This window comes from Clostridium sp. K13 (assembly GCF_019734195.1).
In the GTDB taxonomy this organism is placed as follows: domain Bacteria; phylum Bacillota; class Clostridia; order Clostridiales; family Clostridiaceae; genus Clostridium.
This window is the reverse complement of sequence record NZ_JAASHM010000002.1, coordinates 115,654-141,036: the sequence shown is the minus strand read 5'-3', so window position 1 is coordinate 141,036 and position 25,383 is coordinate 115,654. Positions and strand designations below refer to the sequence as shown.

At 25.6% G+C, this 25,383-nt stretch carries 19 protein-coding genes, 2 tRNA genes and 1 riboswitch; of the genes, 5 read left to right on the top strand and 16 right to left on the bottom strand.

What is annotated here, in order from left to right; genetic code table 11:
• Nucleotides 1–84 precede the first annotated feature (84 nt).
• The 7 genes from HCG76_RS02165 to HCG76_RS02135 form a co-directional block, all read right to left on the bottom strand.
• Complete coding sequence (locus HCG76_RS02165; RefSeq protein ID WP_221699007.1) at nucleotides 85–990, bottom strand: 3'-5' exonuclease; 906 nt, start codon at nucleotides 988–990, stop codon at nucleotides 85–87.
• A gap of 118 nt (nucleotides 991–1,108) precedes the next feature.
• A complete protein-coding gene (locus HCG76_RS02160) occupies nucleotides 1,109–2,905 on the bottom strand; it encodes a MutS-related protein (protein WP_221699008.1) in 1,797 nt (598 codons plus the stop codon).
• Nucleotides 2,906–2,984: 79 nt separating this feature from the next.
• Nucleotides 2,985–5,696, bottom strand: coding sequence for an AAA family ATPase (locus tag HCG76_RS02155; protein WP_221699009.1), 2,712 nt, complete (start codon nucleotides 5,694–5,696; stop codon nucleotides 2,985–2,987).
• Nucleotides 5,686–6,816: a metallophosphoesterase family protein gene (locus HCG76_RS02150; RefSeq protein ID WP_221699010.1), complete on the bottom strand. Its 1,131-nt coding sequence runs from the start codon at nucleotides 6,814–6,816 to the stop codon at nucleotides 5,686–5,688. The genes HCG76_RS02155 and HCG76_RS02150 overlap by 11 nt, the downstream gene beginning before the upstream one ends.
• Nucleotides 6,817–7,083: 267 nt before the next feature.
• On the bottom strand, nucleotides 7,084–7,266 hold the full coding sequence (locus tag HCG76_RS02145) for an alpha/beta-type small acid-soluble spore protein (protein WP_195986300.1): 183 nt from the start codon (nucleotides 7,264–7,266) through the stop codon (nucleotides 7,084–7,086).
• Between the two features lie 154 nt (nucleotides 7,267–7,420).
• Entirely contained in the window at nucleotides 7,421–7,675 is a 255-nt protein-coding gene (locus tag HCG76_RS02140) for a hypothetical protein (protein ID WP_221699011.1), read from the bottom strand.
• A gap of 65 nt (nucleotides 7,676–7,740) precedes the next feature.
• Nucleotides 7,741–8,691 carry a PD-(D/E)XK nuclease family protein gene (locus HCG76_RS02135; RefSeq protein ID WP_221699012.1) on the bottom strand — a complete coding sequence of 317 codons (951 nt, stop codon included), beginning with the start codon at nucleotides 8,689–8,691 and terminating at the stop codon, nucleotides 7,741–7,743.
• A 144-nt stretch (nucleotides 8,692–8,835) separates the two neighbouring features.
• Here HCG76_RS02135 and HCG76_RS02130 point away from each other — a divergent pair, with 144 nt between their 5' ends.
• Complete coding sequence (locus HCG76_RS02130; protein ID WP_221699013.1) at nucleotides 8,836–9,681, top strand: fused DSP-PTPase phosphatase/NAD kinase-like protein; 846 nt, start codon at nucleotides 8,836–8,838, stop codon at nucleotides 9,679–9,681.
• 48 nt (nucleotides 9,682–9,729) lie between these two features.
• On the opposite strand, the gene licT is transcribed toward HCG76_RS02130, so the two are convergent.
• From licT to HCG76_RS02105, 5 genes are all read right to left on the bottom strand, one after another.
• Entirely contained in the window at nucleotides 9,730–10,578 is an 849-nt protein-coding gene (licT, locus tag HCG76_RS02125; protein WP_221699014.1) for a BglG family transcription antiterminator LicT, read from the bottom strand.
• A gap of 133 nt (nucleotides 10,579–10,711) precedes the next feature.
• Nucleotides 10,712–13,942: a ligand-binding sensor domain-containing protein gene (locus HCG76_RS02120; RefSeq protein ID WP_221699015.1), complete on the bottom strand. Its 3,231-nt coding sequence runs from the start codon at nucleotides 13,940–13,942 to the stop codon at nucleotides 10,712–10,714.
• Nucleotides 13,943–14,024: 82 nt separating this feature from the next.
• Nucleotides 14,025–14,098 (bottom strand) — tRNA-Trp (locus HCG76_RS02115).
• Nucleotides 14,099–14,176: 78 nt separating this feature from the next.
• Complete coding sequence (gene recQ / locus HCG76_RS02110; RefSeq protein WP_221699016.1) at nucleotides 14,177–16,378, bottom strand: DNA helicase RecQ; 2,202 nt, start codon at nucleotides 16,376–16,378, stop codon at nucleotides 14,177–14,179.
• 162 nt (nucleotides 16,379–16,540) lie between these two features.
• Nucleotides 16,541–16,614 (bottom strand) — tRNA-Trp (locus tag HCG76_RS02105).
• A gap of 251 nt (nucleotides 16,615–16,865) precedes the next feature.
• Between HCG76_RS02105 and tsaE the strand changes: the two genes are divergently transcribed.
• Genes tsaE through rimI form a run of 3 tightly spaced genes read left to right on the top strand, consistent with a single transcriptional unit; the run spans nucleotide 16,866 to nucleotide 18,470 of the window.
• Entirely contained in the window at nucleotides 16,866–17,327 is a 462-nt protein-coding gene (tsaE, locus tag HCG76_RS02100) for a tRNA (adenosine(37)-N6)-threonylcarbamoyltransferase complex ATPase subunit type 1 TsaE (RefSeq protein WP_221699017.1), read from the top strand.
• Nucleotides 17,324–18,040 (top strand): tRNA (adenosine(37)-N6)-threonylcarbamoyltransferase complex dimerization subunit type 1 TsaB, encoded by a 717-nt coding sequence (gene tsaB, locus HCG76_RS02095; RefSeq protein ID WP_221699018.1) that lies wholly within the window; start codon nucleotides 17,324–17,326, stop codon nucleotides 18,038–18,040. Before tsaE ends, tsaB begins: the two co-directional genes overlap by 4 nt.
• Complete coding sequence (rimI, locus tag HCG76_RS02090; RefSeq protein ID WP_221699019.1) at nucleotides 18,024–18,470, top strand: ribosomal protein S18-alanine N-acetyltransferase; 447 nt, start codon at nucleotides 18,024–18,026, stop codon at nucleotides 18,468–18,470. Before tsaB ends, rimI begins: the two co-directional genes overlap by 17 nt.
• Nucleotides 18,471–18,502: 32 nt before the next feature.
• Here the strand turns inward: rimI and HCG76_RS02085 are convergent, their stop codons facing one another.
• The 4 genes from HCG76_RS02085 to HCG76_RS02070 all read right to left on the bottom strand — a co-directional run bounded on the left by HCG76_RS02085 (nucleotide 18,503) and on the right by HCG76_RS02070 (nucleotide 24,877).
• On the bottom strand, nucleotides 18,503–20,272 hold the full coding sequence (locus HCG76_RS02085; RefSeq protein ID WP_221699020.1) for a glycoside hydrolase family 35 protein: 1,770 nt from the start codon (nucleotides 20,270–20,272) through the stop codon (nucleotides 18,503–18,505).
• A 294-nt stretch (nucleotides 20,273–20,566) separates the two neighbouring features.
• Complete coding sequence (locus HCG76_RS02080; RefSeq protein ID WP_221699021.1) at nucleotides 20,567–21,151, bottom strand: ECF transporter S component; 585 nt, start codon at nucleotides 21,149–21,151, stop codon at nucleotides 20,567–20,569.
• 224 nt (nucleotides 21,152–21,375) lie between these two features.
• A riboswitch (FMN riboswitch) is annotated at nucleotides 21,376–21,489 on the bottom strand.
• Between the two features lie 114 nt (nucleotides 21,490–21,603).
• The gene (locus HCG76_RS02075; protein WP_221699022.1) at nucleotides 21,604–22,056 is read right to left on the bottom strand and encodes a hypothetical protein; all 453 of its coding nucleotides are present in this window, start codon (nucleotides 22,054–22,056) and stop codon (nucleotides 21,604–21,606) included.
• A gap of 658 nt (nucleotides 22,057–22,714) precedes the next feature.
• The gene (locus HCG76_RS02070) at nucleotides 22,715–24,877 is read right to left on the bottom strand and encodes a Tex family protein (RefSeq protein ID WP_221699023.1); all 2,163 of its coding nucleotides are present in this window, start codon (nucleotides 24,875–24,877) and stop codon (nucleotides 22,715–22,717) included.
• A 141-nt stretch (nucleotides 24,878–25,018) separates the two neighbouring features.
• Here HCG76_RS02070 and HCG76_RS02065 point away from each other — a divergent pair, with 141 nt between their 5' ends.
• Nucleotides 25,019–25,351, top strand: coding sequence for a hypothetical protein (locus HCG76_RS02065; protein WP_221699024.1), 333 nt, complete (start codon nucleotides 25,019–25,021; stop codon nucleotides 25,349–25,351).
• Nucleotides 25,352–25,383: the final 32 nt, after the last annotated feature.

Sequence of the window (25,383 nt, the reverse complement as noted above, 5' to 3'; positions counted from 1 at the left end):
ATACTTTATTTTCATTTTATCATATATAATATTTAATTGTTATATTATATTTAAATTTTAATAATTTCTTAATTAATATATATTTTAATTATAAACCTTATGCTTTAATTTATTCTCATATCTTAAATAGTCATATTCATCTATTACAGTTGCAACTTCCTTATATATTTCCTCTCCACATAAGCTCTTTCTAACAATAAGTTCATCTAAAATTCTACTATTACACTTTGTGCATGTTCCAAGAGAAATGAATCTCCATCCAACTATACTAAATGGATAAGCTATTTCTATTTTTCTTTGACATTTAGGACATATCTGATTTATTTTATCATAATTTAACTCTACACCCTCTAGAGAAGTTACCTCTAATGCTGGCATTTTATAAATATCTTCTATTATATACCTTTTTATAGCCCTTGCATTATATACATTTTTAAACACATGTGCTGTATATATAGAATCATTTAAAGCATCATGCAATGAATCTTCATTTACTTTTATTTTTAATGCTTTAAGTGCATTTTTTAAACTTAAAGATTTTCTAAATCCTAATATCTTTGTAACATATTCTTGAATATCTAAATAATTATTAATCCAACTTAAATCATTATACCCATAATAATTTGAATTTCTTATTATTTCAGCTATATCATCCTTAGCCCAAGAACAAATTATATCTCCTTCATTCACCATATTTTTCAGCTTATTAAGCCCTTCTATAAAACTAATTCCATTTTCTAAATCTTTTATATCTATTTTAGTTATGTCTAATATTTTAGGATTTATTACTGGAATAACCGATGGCTTTATAAATACTTTTAATTCTTCACATGGTTGCATATGAGCATCTAACTTAACTGCTCCTATTTCTATTATTTCATTTACTAAATCTAACTTTTTTAGATTAGGATAATCATTATATACATTTGGAATGCACTTATGTATTCCACTTAAATTATTAAACTCTAAATCTATTATTATAAAAGCCAAAATTCTCCCCCCCTTTTACTAGTTAAAAGTTAAAAGCTATTACAAATTTATTTAAACTTTTAATAGCTCCCTTTCACCTCTTAACATAAAAAATACTTCTGTAAATACTTTTAAAAGTTTAATCTTCTATATCAATACCAGCTAGCTTCATAAGATGTTTTGCATTTTGTGTTTCACTTTTACCTCTTCTAAGTACATAATCAAAATTAATTTTATTATTTTTATAATATTCCCTAAAGTTATAATTAACTAACCACCTTTTTTCTTTCTCTAAATTACATAGTTCTAGATCATGAGTAGAAACTAATCCAACACCTTGAAGTTTAACAAGCTGCTCTATTAATATTCTTGCTCCATCATGTCTATCATTTGAATTAGTACCCTTAAATATTTCATCTAATAAGAAAAATACCTTTTCTCCTGATTTTGCTGCCTCTATGACTAATTTTATTCTTAGTATCTCAGCATAAAATGATGATATATTTTCTTCTAAATTATCCTGTGTCCTCATACAAGTATAAATATTACTAATTCCACACTTAAATCCTTTTGAACAAGTTGGTAATCCTAAATAGGTTAAAATCATATTAAACCCTATTGTTCTTAAAAAAGTACTCTTTCCAGACATATTAGAGCCTGTAATTAAAGCTACTTTTTCACTACCATTAAGCTTAAAATCATTAGACTTAGCTCTTTCTCCTAATAATGGATGAGCTAATTCTTTAGCTTCAATTTCATTTATACCCGATATACTAGGATAAACCCACTCTTCATGTTCAAATGCTAAAGTCGATAAGCTTACTAATGCTTCTATTTCTCCCATTATTTCAAGCCACTTTTCTAATTTATACCCATTCTTAATTCTCCACTCTTCCAAATTGTAAAGAATAAAAATATCACTCATTAAAAATACATTTATTATAAGATAATAAGCATTTGATGTACTATCACCTATCCAACTAACTATATTTTTTAACTTTTTCATTTCATTTTTACAATTTATATTAGATCCTAATAGCTCTTTTTGTAATTCTATTAATTTTTTAGACTCGAATTTTTCATCTTGTATCAACCCTAACAAGCTACTATATTTAATTATTTCCCTCTTATTTTTTATAAATGTATCTATTACAGTACTTAATCTCTTTGTTAACAACTTAATAACTAAATAATTTATCATCAAATCTAATAATAAATATGTTATAGAAATACGTCCTATAATTGATAAAAATATAATTATTGCAGTTACAGCAATAAAAATATATGATATATATTTTGTTGTGAAGCTATTCTTTTCCTCACTTTTAACCCATTTTAATAATTCTTGAATATTTTCTTTCTTCTTATTCTCTATACTGGCTTCAAAATAAAGTTTTTCACAAAACTCCCTCTTATTAGTCAATTCTCTTATAGCATCTTGAGCCTCTTGTATTTCATATCTTGTAGGTAAATTATTTATCATCATCTTATTAGCTAATTTTTTTCTACCAAAACTAGTTTTAGTTATATTTATCCATTGAAACAAGGAACTTTTCCCAAATATATCTAAATCACTTGAAAAGTTATGATTCCTATCAATAAATTCTTTACCTATATCATTAAATTCTTTCCATGTACCATCTAATCTCTTTATTCCATTTTCATAATACTTTAACATTGTTAATAATTTCTTTTTATAATTTATTTTTTCATTATGAAAAAATGCAATTACTAAAAATATAGTTAATCCACATATAAAACTAAATCCAATACCTTCAATACTATTTTTCTTATAATAATAATACATAGATATAAAACTTATAATAACTACTATGAAACGTATAACTGAAAAAGCTAAAAGCTTCTTTTCTAACTTTTGTAATTTATCATTAACCTTATTTATATTGTTTTTATAATAATTTAACGACTTTTTCATCTACTTATTACCTCTTTAAATAAATCTATACTCTTAAGTTTAGACTATTTTTCCTATTTAATCCATATAAAATTACACTTTATAATGTTAATTTAATGTATTTATATTTTATATTACCTTTACGAACAATATTTTCTTCTCTGTTTTGACAAGTAAATATGATGCATTGTTTAAAATTTTCACTAACTAAATGCTTAATTGTTCTTTCTGTTCTTTTATCATCATATTGAACAAAAGCATCATCCAAATATATTGATATTTCTTTACTTTTAAATATCATTTCTATAAACGCTAGTCTAAGAGATAAATTTAATTGATCATTTGCTCCATTACTTAATGTTTCTGCCTGGAATATATTATTTTTATTTCTAACTTTCATCTCGTAATTGTCAGCTACCATAACATCATTATATTTTCCATCTGTAAATTTACTAAATGAATCTATTACATTTTTATTAAGTGTTGGTCCAAAACTTTTTCTTATTTCTTGATATGACTCTTCTAATACATTTAACGCAATCTTAGTTGCTTCAAACTGTTTTTCATTTTTTATTATTTTACCTTCAACAAATTTAATTTCTTCTTCTATATCTGGTATTGTTCTCTTTCCATTAAATCTATTTTTTATTTCATTCTCAACATCCTTAATTTTCTTCTCAACACTTAACAATCTTAAATTCTTTTGTTTTATAACCGAATCTATTTCTTCCTCGTTTTCATAAGAATATTTAAAATTAATATTAATTACATCAGCTAATTCTTTTTTGATTAAATCTATATTCTTTCCTTTTGTCAAAACTGAATAGGTTTCTTCTACTGATGCTAGGCTTTTATTTATTTCCTCTCTAAGCTTAAGTTTTTCTTCTAATTCATTTAAAATATCCTCAACTTCTAAAAGATCTATATTCTCAAATCCTATAATTTTTAGCTTTGCTTTTATCTTCTGCTCTCGAATTTCTAATTGTTCTATTATTCTCTCTAAACCTATCTTTAAATTTTTCATCTCAATCTCTAAAATATCTAATCCTTTATATGACTCTTCATACTTATTAACATCATTTATAAGCTTCTCTAAATTATCTACTCTTGAAATAGTTAAATATCTATTTATATCTTTATTTATGATTTCATATTCATTTATAGCTTTATCTAAATCTAATAATTTTTTCTGTAAGAGCTTATCTTTAATTTTTTCATTAATTTTAACTTCAAGTTTTCTATAATCATCATATATCTTTAATTTCTTAAATAATTCTTTATAATCATTAATTTGTAATTCTTTACAATAATAATTTAAATCATTTTCTATTTGATTTATATTCCTTTTTATAACCTCAACTTTTTTATTATGATTTTTAAAACTCTTATTAACATAAATATTAATTAATAAAATAGAAGTAGTTCCAAAAAATATTATAAGCATTATAATACTTAGTATTTTATTTTTTAAAAGAATTGCAAATATTATAGACATTATAGAAATTACTAATAAAGATAAATAAAATATATTATTTTTCCTAAGCTCCGTATTATCTTCCACCAAATATTTTAACTCTTTCAGTTTTTCTTCATAAGTATTTAATAATGTTCCAATCTCTTCTCTAAATTTACTAATTGAAACAGAATTTCCAATTATATCTTTTGCTTCTTGCTGCTTAAGATTTAAAAATTCAATTTCATTTTCTATAGACTTATTTATATCAACCTTTTCCTTTAATACTTCTCTTCTAATTTTTAGCTTTTCTAAAATATTTAATATATTTTTTGGTAATTGTTCTACATAGTCATATTTGTCTAATGGAGATTTTAATAAGTTTATTTTTTCCTCTTTTATTCTAATACGATCTTTTTCTTCTTTACTTGTATCTAATATACTTAAATATAATGCATACTCTTCTCTTAATTCATTTATAAATCCATAATTTATTTCCTCATTATTGTAAGTTAATAGCTTATTAATATATTTTTCTTTATTTTTTAGCTCTTGTTTTTTCTTAAAATATTCTGTTATTTCTTGATATTCTTTTTGAAGCTTTGTTTTTTTTAAAAACTTTTTATAAATATCTAGATTATTAATTTCATTATTTAAATTATTCTTTTCATCATTTAAATTAATTAATAATTCCTCATTCTCTAAATTATGATTTGATAAGTTATAAGCTTCATATCTTTCACTAAGTAAATTACTATACTTTTCATTTAACAAATCTAAAGTTCCATTTTTTCTTATATTAGAAATTGTCTTTTTATATTTATTTAATTTTAAAATTGCAACATCTGCTGATACTTGTCCTTCTTCCATTCCTATGGAGTTAGATATTTTATCTATTATTTCTTCTTCCTTATCTTTTCTTACTTCAACTCCTAATTGCCCAATAAATAGGGTGTTTACGAAAGTTGCTCTATTTATATTAAAAAAGTATTTTCCTGGCTCTTCCTTTGAAATATGACTTATTTCTTCTCCACCAATAGCATCTATTATATAACTAGTATCTTCTTTTTTACTTTTCCCAAAGGTTCTTCTAATTATATATTCATGGTTTCTAAATTCTACACATAATTCCCCACTAATAGTTTCGCCTGTAATTGGCATATATTTAAGCCGCTCATTTTGTTTATAATCTTTTCCCTTATAATTTGACATACCATATAACCAAATTTTTATAAATGCTTGAATAGTACTTTTTCCAGCCTCATTTTCTCCATATATTATATTTATTCCGCTATTTAAATTTATTACTTTATCTTTTAAACCACCAAATGCAATAATATTTATACTTTTAATAATCATTTAAATTCACCTCTTCTTCTAAAAGGGATTTAATTCCTATCTTTAAGGCTAGTTCTAATATTTCTTTTTCCTCATCATTTGCATTATTAATTTTATTAAACATATTTTCTATAAATTTTCCTTTTATAGAATAATCCATACTTAATTGCTCTAAATCAATACCTATACTAGTATCATTAACTATCTTAATATAATAAAACTTATCCTTTAACCTTTCCATTAATATATTTTCATTTAAAGTAAAGTGCTCTTTTATTTGCCCTTTTAATATTATTTTATAAAAATTCTTCTTAATATCTTCACTCTCTATATTTTCTAATATTTTAAATATAACCTCATCATAAGTATTAGTATTACTTATATCAATTTCCTTTATAATATATTCTCTTTTACTAGTTTTAATAAACTTTAAATCTGTTCCTCCCTTGTATACCTCTCCAATTATAATTCCTTTTTCTCCTTCTTCATCAAAACCCCTTCCTTGAGGGCATCCGCTATATGCATAACTAGTTCTTCCTTCTTTTAATATACCTGTGAATTTATGTCTATGACCTAATGCAATATAATCAATATCAGATTTATATATATCATTTATATATATAGGATTATATTCATTTTTACTATTTCCTGATACTATCTCTCCATGAATTAACATAATATTTATTTTATCTTTATCTGCATTAACTTCTCTTAATAAAGTTTTTTCTTCATAATTATTTTTAAATCCCGCGCCCCATACAATTAAATTTAATTCTTCAACTTCTTTAAACTTCATATTTCCATTAAAAATATAAACATTTTCTGGCCATTTTATTATTCTATAAAATGATTTTTCATTATATGGATCATGGTTTCCAGGTGAAATAAATACTTTAACATTTTCTATCCTTTTCATTTGATTTGATATAAAAAATAAGGTATTTTTATTTACTGTTAAATTATCAAAAACATCACCAGCAATAAGTAATACCTCTACATTTTCATTTATAGTTAAATCTATTATATTTTTAAACACCTGCAATAATTCTTCTTTACTGACTTGAGAAATTTCTTTGTTCAGCTCCTTAAAGGGCGTATCAAAATGTAAGTCTGCACAATGTAAAATTTTAACCTTATTCATAATATCACCTTCTATACGAACTTTTGTTCATATTTTAACATAAATTACCTTAATTATAAAGTCTCTCATCTTCATGTATATTTAATTATATTTTAGACTTTACAAATAGAAAAAGAGATATATTATCGTAGAAAATTCTACTTTAATATATCTCTCTTCCTTTTGAATGATAGATTAAATTTCAGGTGGTATCTCACCCATAACAGTACTCACCCTCTCGAAGTATTGTTTCCTTTAACCCGTCTGATTGTGGCCGTTAGTGGTAAATTATTTTAATCCACTTTCGTATTGTTCTACCATTCTTTTAACCATTTCACCACCTACGGAACCACATTGTCTAGATGTTAAGTTACCATTGTAATCTGTAAATGGTACTCCCATTTCTGATGCAACTTCGTTCTTGAATGCACTTAATCCTTGTTTTGCTTCTGGAACTAATGTTTTTGACATAATCGATTCCTCCTCTGGTTAGCGGTAATTTGTAAACTCAACTCAAATATTTGTTTCACATTTAAGTTGTTTCTGTTTACACTATTATATTAACCAATATAGGTTTTTATATTACAAGTAAATAATACCTATATTCTATTATTTTGGTTTATTTTTAATTGATTTCCTTATTAGAAGTTTGCTTAACCTTTCTTACTATAAAGTCTCTAGCAATAGCAATTAATATCCCTATTTGAAAAGATAAAGAAACCGATATAATTTGTAAATAATTTATCTTACTAGTTTTATAAATTAGTATTGTTTCAATAATCCAAACAATACTAGCCATTAATGAAGCTTTTTTTCCTCCAATAATAGAACAGATAATAATACTAAAAAAAATCACACCTTGAATTTGAATAAAACTCATACTTCACCTCTATACTTAAATTCAATAATTAAACTCTTTTTAAGTTCTATCCAACTTCTATTTTTTTAAACACTATCATCTTTACATAACATTCTAAATTTACAATTTGCACATTTATAAGTCTTAAATGTTTTTTGAAATTCTTCCTTTTTCTTTGCTTTATTCAGGCTTATATCATCAAGGTAATAATTTATTATTTTTAAATCATTTAAAACTTTACTTTTTATATATTCAATATCATCTAATTTAAATAATATTTCTTCTACATGTCCATCTAATAAATATTCTATTCTTCCTTTTATTCTAGAATAATGCACGCCATACTTCTCCATTACATACCAAGCATACACTAATAATTGCTCCTTATCACCATCTGATATTTTTCCTGTTTTCCAATCTACAATTACATAATAACCATCATAATCTTTATATAATAAATCTATTTTGGAATATACTTTTAATCCTTCGTAATTAATACTACTGAATATATCTTCATCATTTTCTATTATTATAGTCTCTTCTTTTAAAATTTCTTCAAAGGTTTTTGATACATAAAAATTATTTACACATTTAATTAAACGTTCCTTTAATTCATCACCAATTTGCTTTGATATTTTATCTCCATAATAATATTCCTGAAGCATTATCCCTTTAGGATATTCATCCCATTCCTTTGTATTATACTTTTGTATGCTTTCTCGTATAATATTTCTTAATTTATTTAAAGTAATTTCATTAAATCTTGTAGCATTCATAAACTTTGTTTTATCTTTTTTACATATATTTATTATCCCTTTAATTTCTCTATGAACAACATCCCCAAAGCACATCCATAAATTGCTTAACTTTTTTAATCTCCATGCTATTTTCTGTTCATCTGTACTTGTATAAATCCAACCATTATGACTTCCATAATAAGTATAATAATAATCTCTTTCACAATTTTCTAATGTTTTCATTTTAGATATAGACCATGACTTCTCTGGATATTTTCTTTCTTGGTAAGTATCACTCATTATATCTCTCCTATTAATTATTATATTGATATTTTTACCATATTAATAATAGTATAAATCATATATTAAAGAATTTAGAATAAATTTGTTTGTTACAACAAAAAATATTAATAAAACAAATAAAATGTTGGAGGTCTTTAATTTATGAAGCAATTTATTTTAAAATCATTTATCTTTATTTCCCTTGCATTTTTAAGCTTTAACTTATTATCAGCTTCTCCATTTAGTTCTATATATAATAATAATAGTCAAACCTTAGTTGTTAGGGATAGTACTTCAAAAACTGGTTTACCTGATAGATTTAGAGATATTCCTAATTTAAATTTTTCTGGTAGTGCTCAATTTACATCTGAACAAGTAGAAAATTTAAAAAATGCTATAAATAAACCTAATATATGTATTATTGATTTAAGACAAGAATCTCATGGTTTAGTTAATGATTATGCTATAAGCTTCTTTAATCCTAATAAAGATTTAAATAATGGATTCACTACAGAAGAAACAATAAAAACAGAAAATAACCTTTTATCTAAAATAAAAATTGGTGAACCTTTAAGCATTTACAGAAAAACAGGTATACTTTTTAAGGAGATGAATGTAGATTTTGTTAGTAATGAATCTTCTGCAGTTACTAAAGCTGGAATGGAATACAAACGATATGCTGTTAAAGATAATGGAGCACCTACACCTGAAATTGTAAATCAATTCGTAGAATTTATTAAATCAAAGCCTTCTGATTTACACCTTCATTTTCATTGTGATGCTGGTGAAGGCAGAACAACTACTTTTATGTCTATGTATCAAATATTAATGAACAATACTAATTTATCATTAGAACAAATAATATCTTATCAATATAATGTTGGTGGTGTTAATCTTCACGATAACAAACATCAATTTGAGTTTTTAGAGGATTTCTATAGATATGTTTCTGAAAATAAGTCTAATAATTATACAACATCTTATTCAGAATGGATAAAACAAGCTTAAAATAAATAGCCCTAAGCATATTAAGTTTAGGGCTATTACTTTATACTTTTATTTTTTTCCTCTTGCAACAGATATAACTCTTTGTATATGCATAGTTAAATATACAAATTCATCATCATTTACATGATAATCATTATGTGTAGATATATATTCACCTATCTTTCTTGCACATCCATATGCTTCTGGATAAGTTTTTGATATAATTTCTACAAAACTGGAATCGGTACTATTATGTTGATTATTATTAACAATTCTTTTTGCAAAATATTTTAGATGAGTTAATAACCTATCATAATTTAAATCATCTTCATCTAACTCTATAGCAAAATAATACTTAATAATATTTAATATATCTTTTATTATTTTAGTTGATTCCACTGATTTCATTGTAGTTTCTTTATAACTTGCATTTACAAAATGTAATGCTATAAATCCAGCTTCATCTTCTGGAAGCTTAATTTTTAATCTTTTGTTTATGTAATCAACAGCCCATAATGAAACTCTAAATTCTGTTCTATGAACTCTTCTTATTTCATTTAATAATTCATTCTTTATGGTAATTCCATTTTTAAATCTTTTTACAGCAAAAGCTATGTGATCTGCTAGGGAAACATAAATTTGTTTATCTAATTCCACATTTAATTCAACTATTGCATGAGTTATAATCTCATCTGTTAGTTCAAATATTCCATCTGGAATTTGATTAATCAGTTTCTTTATCTTATTTCCTAAATTTTCATCATCTACTATAAATGTTTTTTCTATTTTTTTGCTGTCAATTAATTGACCAGGCTTTTTATTAAATGCTATACCACTTCCCATAAGAATTACTTCTTTCTTGTTTGTAGGATCTATTGAAACAACTACATTATTATTTAAAACTTTTTCAACTATCATACCTTTGCTCCTTACCTTATGGTACTAAAAAGATAGCCTAAACTCAGATTACTCTCAATTTAGGCATAATATAATTTTAACATTATAAATATTTGCTTGTCAATTAAATGAATATCATCTATTAACATTCAAATTATGGTTGTCTTTCTGGTAATCTTATAGTAAATTCACTACCATATCCTAATTTACTATTTACTAGTAACTCTCCATTATGTAATTCAATTATTTGTTTGCTTAGACTTAAACCTATTCCGCTTCCACCAAACTCTTCTGATTTTTTATTGTATGCCTGCCCAAATCTATCAAATATAGCTTCAATATCCTTTTCATCTATTCCAATACCATTGTCTCTTATTCTTATATTAACAAAACCATCTTCTTCATTAATTATTATTTCTATTTTTCCTCCACTATTAGTAAATTTAGCTGCATTACCTAATATATTAACTATACATTTTTCAATTTCTCCAGTATCACACTCAATTATTTTTTCTTCTATTTCAGGGTCTATAATTAATTCTATTCCTTTACTTTCAATAAAATCCTTCATTGATAACGCTAGCTCTTCAACTAAATAAATAATATCATTATTAGTTATATCTAATCTATACATACCAGCTTCTATCTTAGCAGTATCTATAATATCATTTATTAATTTTAATAATCGTTTAGAGTTTCTTCTTAATGCATCCATATAGTTATTCAATTTTTCCTTATTAATATGTTCATCCTTTTTATTTAATGCTGTTATTAATTGCTCTATAGATAAAATAACATTCAATGGTGTTCTTAACTCATGGGATAAGTTTATAAAATAATTATTTTTTTTCTTTTCTTGATTGATTAACTTTTCATATAGAATTCTATTCTCTATTAATTTATTATTTAACTCTATAGTTCTTTCTTCAACAAGCCTATTTAATATATTTACTCTATTCCATCTTCTATATAATATAAATGCTATTATAAGTATATAAATAACAAATGCCGTTTTTGTCATAAATATAGGTGATTCCTTAATTATTTTTATACTACTTACCTCACTCATTTCCCCCGAAGAACTCATTGCTAAAACTAAAAATTTATAATTTCCAGCTGATAAATTATTATAGTTTACATAATTTCCATTTTCTAACTCTATCCAAGCTTCATCTATACCTTCCATCTTATAATAATATTTTATTTTAGATACATTTCTATAATCTGGTAAAAAATACTGTATTTGTATACTATTGTTATCTCTATTAATTTTAATTACATCATCAAAATTAATGCTTTCACCATCAATTTTCACCTTACTAATCTTCACAGTATTACTTATAATATTTTCTTTATAATCTTTTGGATAGAAACTATTTAATCCTCTAATTCCTCCAAAGAACATTTCTCCATCCTTAGCTTTAAAGTATGAATATCCATTAAACTCATTTCCTTGTAATCCATCACTTATACTAAAATTTATAAATCTACTCTTTTTAACATCATATTTAGATAATCCATAATTAGTACTAACCCAGGGATTATTTTCTTCATCAAATAATATTCCGTATACAAAATTATTTGCTAGTCCCATTTCTTCTGTATATTGAGTAAATTTATTTTCATTTTTACTAAATTTATTTAGTCCATAATTAGTAGCTATCCATATATTCCCTAATGAATCTCCATTAATATCTTTTATTGAGTTATGTGATATTCCGTTTTCATCACTACTTTTGTAATTTATTAATTCTCCAGTAGCTTTATTGTATCTTAATAACCCACCTTCAACACTCATTCCTATCCACATTTCACCATCATCATCTTCATATATACTTGAAACTAAATTCTCTTTAATGCCATTATCTTTAAATATATTATTTAGATTTCTCAACTCATAATCATTATTTAAAGTATATAAACCACCCCTAGAACCTATCCAAAGCAAGTTATCATTATCAATAAATATTTCTCTTATTTTACTACTATCACTGTCAAAGTCACTATCACTCTCTAAATATTTATGTATTTCTTTTTTATCTTTATCAATAATGTTTATACCATTATTCGTTCCTATAAATATCTTATTTCCATATCCATTTATAACTGTTATATCTTTAGATGTTAATAAGCTATTTAATTCCCCCTGCTTGTCTAGCCTATATACTTTATCATTTTCTTTATCTATTATGTTTATTCCTTCATCATTAGTTCCAACCCAAATATATCCATCATCATCTTTATAAACTCCCATTATCATATTACTTTTCAAAGTATTATCATTAAATGGGTCATTTTTATATGTAATAAAAATATCCTTAGGATTAAATAAACATAAACCATCATAAGTCCCTATCCATAATGTTCCTAACTTTGACTCGCATATACTTATAACTCTATCATTAACAAGAGTACTAGTATCATAAATTTTCGAATTATAAACAGTAAATTTATTTGTTTTTTCATCAAGTCTAGCTAGTCCGTTGTCTGTACAAATCCACATATCTCCATTTGAATCTCTTAAAATACTTTTTACATAGTCTGATGGAATAGAATTCTTCTCATTAGGATCATTTCTAAAAACTATACTCTCTTCACTTTTAGTATTAATTTTATTTAATCCACCACCACTTGTTGATACCCATAATATATTATTATTATCCATATACAAATCATATATTGAATTATTGCTTATTAATTTCTTTTTATCTGTACTTGTGTATTTGGTTATTTCACCTGTATCCTCATTATATTTATTTAATCCCTTATCAGTTCCAATCCAATATACATTATTACTATCTTCCACAATACTATATATTGACTGACTAGTTAAAACATTATAATTATTAGAATAAAGAACTCTAGTAAAAGTATCACTCTTTTTATCATATAAATTTAATCCATTAGCTGTAGATACCCACATTCTTTCTTTTGAATCTATAAATATTTCGCATATATTACCATTAGATATACTTCCACTTTTTCCATCGGCTAAATAGTTTTTTATTTCTCCTGTTTTTCTATCTAATCTACTTAATCCAGTAGTTGTTCCAATCCATAAGTAACCTTCGCTATCTTCTTCTATAGCAACGATAATATCTCCTGATATACTATCCTTATTGCTATTTGTCCCTTTATACTTATATACTTCAAAATTGGTACCATCATATTTATTTAAACCGTTATCAGTCCCAAACCACATATATCCATCCGAATCCTGATATATATATTCTACTGTTGTTTGAGATAACCCATTTTCAACAGTGATTCTTTTAAAATTAATACCTCCGTTATTACTTATATTACTCTCTGCAAAAACTAAATTACTATTTACTATAAATAGAATAAATATAACAAAGATACTCTTCTTAAGTTTATTAATCATCAATTTTCCCCCATAACTTTAGCCATAATTATACCATAAATTTTTATATACAAAAAAGACTTATCAAATTTTGCTAAGTCTTTGGCAGGGGTACTAGGAATCGAACCTAGCCTAATAGTTTTGGAGACTACTGTACTACCGATATACGATACCCCTTCAACAGTAATCATTCTATCATGTTAACATAATAATTGTCAACTAAAACTTTTATCTTTAAGGCTAGAATTTAGTTTATTAGGCAAGTTCATTAATTACTTTCTTTAATACTATTGCTCTTATTGCATCATAACTAATTTCCTGTGGAACTACTTCCTTGATAGACTTTAATTTATTGTATCCCACTTCATCTATAGCTTTTAAAACTATTTCTTCTTCTTCATCATTAAAAAATTCATCAAAAGGTATTTTAAAATCTACTTCATTTCCTTCGGAAATATATTGCTGAATATGTCCCATAACTGTAACTAAAGCTAATTCTCTCTCCTTAACAACCTCTTTAATAGATTTACCAGCCTTAATATAATCAACAGTTATATAATGCGATTTTACTTTTTCTTCACCATTTTTATTTTTCTCTTTTTTCTTTTTATTTTCTTCTTTATCTAAAACATCATCAAAAGATATATTGTTATTATTTTTAACCTTATTAAAGCTCCAAGTAACCTCTATATTTTTTTCTTCTATATACTCTTTTATTTTACTCATAAACTTTTCACCATATTTATTAAGTTTAGAATTTCCAACTCCGCTTATATCTAAGAATTGTTCTTTTGTTATTGGCATTCTATTGCTAAGCTCTTTCAGTGTAGCATCTCCGAATATCATGTATGGTGGTATTTTTTCCTCCCTCGAAATATCCATTCTTAATTCTTTTAATATAGTAAATAGTTCATTCTCTTCTATTTTAATCTTCTTAACTACTTGTTCTTTGACAAATACCTTTCTTTCTCCTTTAACTATTTCCATAGATAACTGATTTAATGTTAAAACAGGATATTCACCTTTGTAATTTAAAAATCCATGTGAAATTAACATATTTATAAATTCTGTTAATGTATCCTTAGTGTAGTTTTTAACTATTCCATATGTAGATAATTCATCAAATCTAAGCTCATAAACCTTTTTATTTTTGGATCCTCTTAAAACATCTACTACCATTCCTATACCAAATCTTTGATTCATTCTATAAACACAAGATATAACCTTTTGAGCATCAACACTTTTATCTACTAACTCGCCCGGTGCTTCACAATTACTACAATTATTACACTTATCATCATATGCTTCACCAAAATAATTAAGTATAAATTTTCTATAGCAATCTTGTGTATAAACTAGATTTATCATAGTCTGTAATTTAGAAAGTTCATTTTCTTTTCTCATACTGTTTTCTGTTGCCGTTTCAATAATATACTTTTGGGTTTGAACATCTCCTGGTGAAAATAACATTATACACTCACTTTCTTCACCATCTCTCCCTGCCCTACCTATTTCTTGATAATATCCTTCAATATTTTTTGGCATATTATAATGTATTACATATCTAACATTAGATTTATCTATTCCCATTCCAAAAGCATTAGTAGCAATTATTATATTGCATTTATCATATATAAAGCTTTCTTGAGCTTGTTTTCTATATTCATCACTAAGTCCAGCATGATATTTTTCTACTTGTAATCCCTTTGATGTTAATAACTCATAAAGACTATCAACTTCTTTTCTAGTTGATGCATATATTATTCCTGATTCATTCCTATTATTATTTATATAATCTAAAATATAATTTTTTTTATTTACTCCTTTTTCTATAGTAATCTTAAGATTTTTTCTATCAAACCCCGATATAAATACTTTCGGATTATTTAATTCAAGAAGTTTTATTATATCTTCTCTAACCTCACTAGTAGCTGTAGCTGTAAATGCTGTAACAATAGGTCTATTTCTTAAAATTGATATCACTCTACTTATTCTTCTATAACTACTTCTAAAATCATGCCCCCATTGTGAAACACAATGAGCTTCATCTATAGCCACCATTGAAATATTAATACTAGATATAAGCTCTAAAAATGCTTGTGATTCTAATCTTTCTGGAGCAACATATAATATTTTAATTTCATTTCGTGCCGCTTCATCTAAAATATTGTTTATTTCTACATTACTTAATGAAGAGTTAATATAAGCAGAATTAATTCCCAAGTTATTTATATTATCTACCTGATCCTTCATAAGAGAAATTAATGGTGATATAACTAGTGTTATTCCATCTAATATTAATGCTGGAACTTGGTAACAAATAGATTTACCGCCTCCTGTTGGCATGATAGTTAAAACATCATTTCCATTTAATATTTCTCTTATTATTTCTTCCTGACCATCCCTAAATGAACTGTATCCATAATATTGTTTTAATATATCTAATGCCCTATCCATAACTTCTCCTTTACCTTACAATTCTATATAATTATTTTATTTTAAAGTATTAACCTAATTATTAAACTTATTCAAACATTTGTTCTCTTTGTATAAACTCACAAATTTTTATATTATAAAAAAATATAAAAAAAACTAGCAAGATAATCTTACTAGTTTCTTTGGCAGGGGTACTAGGAATCGAACCTAGCCTAATAGTTTTGGAGACTACTGTACTACCGATATACGATACCCCTAAGTACAAACTTATTATACATTATGTTAAATATAAAATCAATATTTTTCTACTATTTTTCTATTATTCTTTTCTTTTTCGTACTTTTTGGATAAAATATAAAATAGCAAATACTATTAATAGTTAAGAGTTAAAAGTTAAGAGTTAAAAGTTAATTTTAAAACTGCTAACGCAGTTTTTTAATTATATAAAAAATATTAACTTAAACACTAAATAAAAACTACTAACTAATTATAAAGGGAGGATTTTAACATGATTTTTTCTGTTAATAGCGTGGAGGAAACTACTAACCTTGGAGTAACTCTTGGTAGACTATTAAATGCCGGTGATATAATTTGCTTGACTGGTGATTTAGGTACTGGTAAAACTCATATAACTAAGGGAATTGCTAAAGGTTTAGAAATAACTGACTATATAACAAGTCCTACTTTTACTATTGTAAATGAATATGATTCTGGTCGTTTAAAATTAAATCATTTTGATGTTTATAGAGTTTCAGATCCTGATGAAATATATGCTATAGGATTTGATGATTATATTTTTTCAGATGCTGTTTCAATTATAGAATGGGCAAATTATATAGAAGAGATACTTCCAAAAGATTTTTTACATATTTACATAGAAAAAGATTTAGAAAAAGGCGAAGATTTTAGAAAAATAACTATAACTCCATATGGAGAAAGATATAATTATATAAAGGAGTTAAAAATATGATAGTTTTAAGTGTAGATTCTTCATCTTTAGTAACTACTGTTGCTCTACTTAAAGATGAATTTATTCTTGGTGAATATACTTTAAATTTCAAAAGAGAACATTCTGTTATTTTAATGGAAAAGATAGAAACTCTTTTAAAAGACTGCGAAGTTGACATAAATGAAGTTGATGGATTCGTTGTTTCTAAAGGCCCTGGTTCATTTACGGGACTTAGAATAGGAATGGCTACTATTAAAGGAATGAGCATGGGATCTAACAAACCTTATGTTTCAATTTCAAGCTTAGATGCATTAGCTAACTCTTTATTAACTTTTGATGGCATAATTTGTCCTGTTATGGATGCTTTAAGAGAAAGTGTTTATACTGGTCTTTATAAAAATATTGATGGAAAATTAGTTAAAATACTAGATTGCACTGCTTTAGATTTAAGTGAACTTGCTGATATTTTAAATGAAAAAGGTGAAAAGGTTATATTTACAGGTGATGGGATATTTAAACATAAAGAGTTTTTAACTAAGAACGTTAATAACTGTGAGTTTGCTCCAAATCATTTAAGTATTATAAGAGCTTCTTCTCTTGGCGAACTTGGAATGGAAAAAATTAAAGCTGGTGAAATTGATGATATGAATTCTGCTCCACTTTATATTAAAAAGCCTCAAGCTGAAAGAGAGTTAGAACAAAGGTTGGCTATGAAAAATGAAAATAGATTATAGTCTTATGAATGAATCTCATATAAATGGTGTGTATGAGTTAAGTAAAGAATGCTTTGCTATCCCTTGGACTTTAGATTCAATTAATAACGAGCTAAATAATTCACTAGCAAAATATGTTATTGCACAAGATTTATCCACAAAAGAAGTTATTGGATTTGTTGGAGTGTGGATAATTGCTGGAGAAGGAGATATTACAAATATAGCTGTAAATCCCAAATATAGACAACAAGGGATTGCTTCAGAATTGTTGATAAAATTATTTGAAGTGTGTAAAACTTTTAATTGTGAAGATATCACTTTAGAAGTAAGGGCTTCTAATATTCCAGCTCAAAATCTTTATAAAAAGTTTGACTTTAAAAAAGAAGGTTTAAGAAAAGGATATTATTCAGATAATAATGAAGATGCAATTATAATGTGGAAAAGAGGATAGCAAAGCTATCCTCCAATTTTATATTTTAACATTTATTTCAAAAGTGGCTTATTACTTAGTGTTATATAATCTGAATATCTTCCCTCTGTTTCAAATATTACTATTTTATTTTCTCCACTTCTTAATAACGGTGCTGGAATATATAAATATAATGTTGGTCCTGCATCATAAAACCTTCCTAAATTAAATCCATTTATGAATGCACATCCTTTACCAAACTTATCAAGCTCTATAAAAGTATCTCCCTTTTCTTCAACATTAAAAGTAAACTCATAAAATGCTGGGGTATTTTCTTTATATCCACCATTAAAATCAATATTACTAATGTCTTTAAAATCTAAGCAATAGTGATCCCATCCATGGTGAAAATGTATATCTAACTGTACTCCACCTTTAATACCCTTCTTTTGCATGCTACTTCTTAAATTATATCCATAATTTATTCTTCCCTCATTCTCAACTAATATATCTAATCTATTATCCTTTGCCGTATCAAACTTCAAATCAAATATTTTACCTATTTTTTCTCTTGATTGAGTAATTATATGCTCTTCATTACAATATACTATAGCTCTATCATTACAATCAACTATCCTAGCTGTATTTGCAGATGTCATATCTTTTTCAATATTTGTTCTGTATAATATATATCCATAACCTTGATTTAACTTTTCCATATTAAGTGGTAAATCATTATATACTGGTTTAGCAATTCTATCTATAGTATTAAACAATGATACTTTGTTAGAAAGTTTTATTTTTCCATAATTAATAAACTTAATATTAGTTGAATTAGTATTATCCTCTATATTTTTATATTCAGAAATAACTTCCCTAAATGCATTATACTTTTCCGTTTTTTCTCCCCACTCTGTTAAAAGAGCATCATAATCATAAGATGTTATTTGTGGCTCTACTTCATCATAATAATTTGCTCCATTATAGAAGCCCCAGTTTGTACCACCATGATACATATATATATTGACACTTCCTAAATCTAATATTTCTTTCAACTCATTTGCAGCGTCTTTATAATCTCTTACTTTTAATTCTTTTCCCCATGAACTAAACCATCCAATCCAAAATTCCATACACATAAGGGGAGCTTTAATTTTCTTTTTATTCATAAATATCTCTAAATTTTTTAACTGATCTTTTGATGATGAACCAAAATTACCAGTTGGTATAACCCCTTCATCACACAATGTTCCTGCTTCTAACATAGAATCCCAAGCACCATCTGATGTAAATAAAGGAACATTACACCCATGCTTAATCATTAAATCCTTTATTGCTTTTAAATACTTTTTATCATTTCCATATGATCCATATTCATTCTCTACTTGCATCATTATTACAGGCCCACCATTTGTTATTTGTAATGGTGAAATAACCTTAAATAATTCATCATAATATTTATCAACAGCTTCTAAAAAACCGTTATAAGTACTCCTTACAATCATTGAATCATCTTTTAATAACCAATATGGAAGCCCCCCAAACTCCCATTCCGCACAAATAAATGGTGATGGCCTTAAAATAACATACAGACCTAATTCTTGTGCTATTTTTACAAACTTAGCTATATCATTTCCTTTAGAAAAATCAAATATTCCTTGCTCTGCTTCATGAACATTCCATGGAATATATGTTTCAACACAATTACATCCAAGAAAAACTAACTTTTCAAGCCTATCTCTCCAATATTCAGGAACTATTCTAAAATAATGACATGCTCCTGATATTATTTTTATTTTTTCATTATTTACATAAAACTCTTCCCTAATCTCAAATTTATTCATACCCTTATCCTCCAAAAGTTTTTCTATTTAATATAAGTTTATATAAGTACTATATTGCTTTCAAAGATTTTGTAGTGAACATATTCTAGAAAAAGTAAACTTATTCTAGAAAAAATTTATATCTTCATATAATTATTTTATTTGTTGTATAAAAATTTAATTTTAGGACAAACTATTAATATCTCCCTATTAAATAAAAGAGTAGATTACACTCCCCCTGTATCTACTCTTTTTTTGACTAAAAAAAGTTGCATTTATTTTGAATTTAAAATTCTACCTAAATGCAACTAATTTTTACGCTACTTCTTTTTTAGTATTTTCAAACTTGCTATCAACCTTAAATATCACACGTGACACCTTCTTATATAATAAGTAAGTAATTACTGATACCATTAAAGCTTTTGCTGCATTAAAAGGAACTATTCCTAAAAATACGTAATTTGCTAATGCTGCACCCTCCATTTGCATTCCGTATAATGGCAATAATATATATATATTAGCTAATATCCCTGCTATCTGCATTACTAATGCCCCACTAAACATTCCAATAATCGCAGTCTTTTTACTTTTATTTCTATGATATATATATGCTGCTGGAACTACTAACGCAAGTCCAACTATTATATTTGCAATTTCTCCTACAAATGCAGTTCCAGTTCCTTTTAATAAAAATCTTAAAATTACTTTTAAAATAACTATAATTCCTCCGGTTATTGGCCCATAAGCAAATCCTCCCATTAATGCAGGAACCTCACTTAAATCAATTTGTAACCATGGAAATGCAGGTATTATCGGAAAATCAAAATACATAAGCACTACTGAAATAGCTACCAATAAAGAAACCTTAATTGTTTTGTTTAAATTTGTTGATGAATTCATATATTTTCTCCTCCCAAAAGTTATCCTCTGGGGCAACAGTTAAATTATCAAATATAATTAATAATAGTTTGTACTATTTCTAATGTTTAATTCATACAAAAAAGCCCTGATGTTATAAATATCAGGGCATTAAAAACAAAACAAAACTATTAATTAATATAACTACTATTGCCAATAAATTAAACAATAAACTTATTATCAATAGCATATTTATATAATTTAACTTTTACCTTCTTTCATCCAGACTTTACTGTCGGCTTCGGAGTTACACCGAATCTGCAAAAATGCTCGCGGGCTATACCGCCGGTAGGGAATTCCACCCTGCCCTGAAGATATTCATTATTTATTTCATTTTCTATTATATTACTAAAATTTGTATTTTTCAATAGAATATCAATATATTATCCATTCTTTAAAATATTTATAATATTATTAATTGACTTTAATTTTATCTATTCCATTAAATATATTTCTAAATCAATGTTTATTTTATCTAAAGCTTCATCTAATGATATCTCATCCATTAAATATTCTTCTCCACTTATACCAATTCCACCTAAATTATCATTTCCTACATTTTTATTATAAATACTTAAAAGAGTTTCTTTATTAATAGGAATACCTTTATAATTATTAATTTCTTGTGACTTTTTATCAATTACATATGAAATAAAATCCTTTGCAATTTCTTTTTTATTACTCTTAGAAATTATTGAAATAATATCTTTTCCTAAAAACTTATTACTTACTGAATAAGTAGTATATTTTAAGTTTTCATCCTCTTGCATAACAGTATAAATATTAGCTAAATCATAAAAACTTGATATATAGCCAATATCCATAGAATATTCTGGTCTAAGAACTTCTATTGGACCAATATTTTTTTCTAAATAAACTTCCGACATTTGTTCAGCATATTCTAAGTAATTGTTATAGCTATCTTCGTCTATATCACTTATATCTTCTAATACCCAATTATTAATTAAATTTTCTGATGATAGATTATCTAAAAACAGCTAATTTATCTGAATAAGAATATATATAAATTTCCATACCATCTTCACTATAATATACAGCTAAGAAATTCTCATTATCTAATTGTAAAAAATGTGCTAATTCCTTTTCAGTAATATTAAATAAATAAGCATTAGCTCTATATATTCAATATTACTTAACTCTATTTTCTCTTCAACAAAACCTCTCAATGACATATTATAACTTCCAAGTACTTATTTTTCCTTACAAGATATTAAATTATTTAACTCAGGTTACATATTTATAATTACACAAATGGTTTTTTTGCAAACAAGCTCGACCCACTTTTATAAATATTTACAAAGTATATTTTTATTGTTTTTTTGTAACTTTTTACAAATCTCCTTCTACTCAAATACTCTTCATTTATTATTTAAAGTTATACACTAATATAATTTTCCAATAAAAAAAGTTAAAATTCATATAATATATAATTTTATCTTTCATAAATTAATATTGCTTTATAATAAAAAAACTTGCATTATATACATAATGCAAGCAAAATTTAATTTTAATATAAATAGTTAACTAATCAATATCCTTCATAGTTAATGAAATTCTCTTTCTCTTTGTATCAACTTCCATAATTTTAACCTTAATAACATCTCCAACCCTAACTATATCTAGAGGATGTTTAACAAATTTATTAGCCATTTGACTTTTATGAACTAACCCATCTTGATGAACACCAATATCAACAAAAGCTCCAAAGTCTGATACATTTCTTACTGTACCTAAAAGAGTCATTCCTGGAGTCAAATCTTTCAAATCAATAACTCCTGTTTTTAAAATTGGCTTTGGCATATCTTCTCTAGGGTCTCTTCCTGGTTTTTGTAACTCTTTTATAATATCCTTTAAAGTTAATTCTCCAATTTCTAGTTCTTTAACTAAGTTATTTAATCCTTTGGCTTTTACTCTTTCTTCTATGTCATTTAAATTTCTATTTTTTAAATCTTCTTTAGTATATCCTAATATAGTAATAAGCTTTCCAGCCGCATCATATGACTCTGGATGAACTGACGTATTATCTAAAGGTTCTTTACTTTCCATAACTCTTAAGAAACCTGCACATTGTTCATATGCTTTTTGTCCTAATCTCTTAACCTTTAATAACTCTTTTCTGCTCTTAAACTCACCTACTTCATCTCTATATGCAACTATATTGTTTGCTATTGAAGCATTTATCCCTGCAATGTAAGTTAAAAGAGATGGTGTTGCAGTATTTAAATCAACTCCAACTTTATTAACAGAATCTTCAACTACTCCAGATAATGATTCCTCTAATCTCTTAGGTGTAACATCATGTTGGTATTGACCTACTCCTATTGCTTTTGGATCTATCTTTACAAGCTCTGCCATAGGATCTTGAAGTCTTCTACCTATAGATATAGCCCCTCTTATAGTAACATCTAAATCTGGATATTCCTTAGCAGCTAATTCTGATGCAGAATATACTGAAGCTCCTGCTTCTGATACTATTACATAAGCTAATTCTTTGCCACTTTCACTTTTTATTTCAGTTAACATTTCTGATATAACTTCTTCTGATTCCCTAGATGCAGTACCATTTCCTAAAGAAATAACATCAACATCATATTTATATACAAGTTCCTTTAATATCTTTTTAGTTCCAGCTATATCACTTCTTGGAACTGTAGGATATACTGTAGCCTTTTCCAAGAACTTTCCTGTAGGATCTAAAACAGCAACCTTACAACCTGTTCTAAACCCTGGGTCATATCCCATAACTACCTTTCCTTTTATAGGTGGTTGCATAAGAAGTGCTTTTAAATTTTCTTTAAAAATTAATATTGCTCCTTCTTCACCCTTATTAGTTAATTCACTTCTTATTTCTCTTTCTATTGATGGATATATTAATCTCTTAAGTGAGTCTTTAATCGCTGATTTTAAATATTCATCTGTAGTTTCATTATTTTTTAATAATCTATTTTGAAGATAAGTTATTATTTTATCTTCATTTGCAACTATTTTTACAGATAAAACTTTTTCCTTTTCTCCTCTATTTATAGCCAATATTCTATGAGCAGGAATTTTATTTACATCTTCACTATATTCATAATACATTTCAAAAGGAGTTGGTTCTTCACTTGAACCTTTAGATTCTATTTTTCCTTCTCTCATTACAAGCTCTCTTATCCACTTTCTAAAGCTTGCATCATCAGATATTGCTTCTGCAACTATATCTAAAGATCCATTTATAGCCTCCTCTACAGTTAATACCTTTTTTTCTTCATCTATATATTTAGAAGCTTCTTCATTTAAATTTCCCTTAAAGCTGCCTTCTAAAATTAAATCCGCTAATGGTTTTAAACCTTTTTCTAAAGCTATTGTTGCTCTTGTTCTCTTTTTTTGCTTATAAGGTCTATAGATATCTTCAACTTCTGTTAATGTATCTGCTTTTTCTAAAGCTTTAACTATATCATCATTAATCTTACCTTGTTCATCTATTAATCTTAAAACATCTTCTTTTCTTTCCTTTAAATTTCTTAAATAAGTTAATCTTTCGAAAAACTTTCTAAGAACATAATCACTTAATCCACCTGTCTGCTCTTTTCTATATCTAGAAATGAACGGCACTGTATTGCCTTCATCTAATAATTTAATTACATTTTCTACTTGCTTTAAAGTAATTTCTAATTCTTTAACTAATCTTTGTTCTATATTTACCATAATTTCCTCCTATGAAAATTTACTCTAAAATTTAACTATAATAATTAGTATAACATAATTTTACACTATTGATATTAAGTAAAGCTAATAGTATAATTTAATTGTAAATATTTTCCAACATTGCAAAAAGGGGGCTTATTTTTGAATAAATTTATAAATAGATTTTTAAATATATTACTTATAGTTTTTATCACCCTTCTAATACTAAACCAACTTTATGTAATTGAATTTTCTGTAGATTTAAGAAATGTATTTATTTTTTTAACCCTTATAATAATTCTATTAACAGCTACCAAGGAAATCTTAACTAATAAATCAAACTTTTTTAAATTTATAAATGTAGTTACATTAGGTAGTATAATAATTGGTGGAGTATATTCAGTTTTAACTAAGCAACTTAATTTTTTAATTTATATTTGTATTTTATTTTCATTATTTCAATGCTTATACGAACTTATTCAAAACAAAGCATAAACTTTATTAAGAATAGTTCTACTACTTTAATA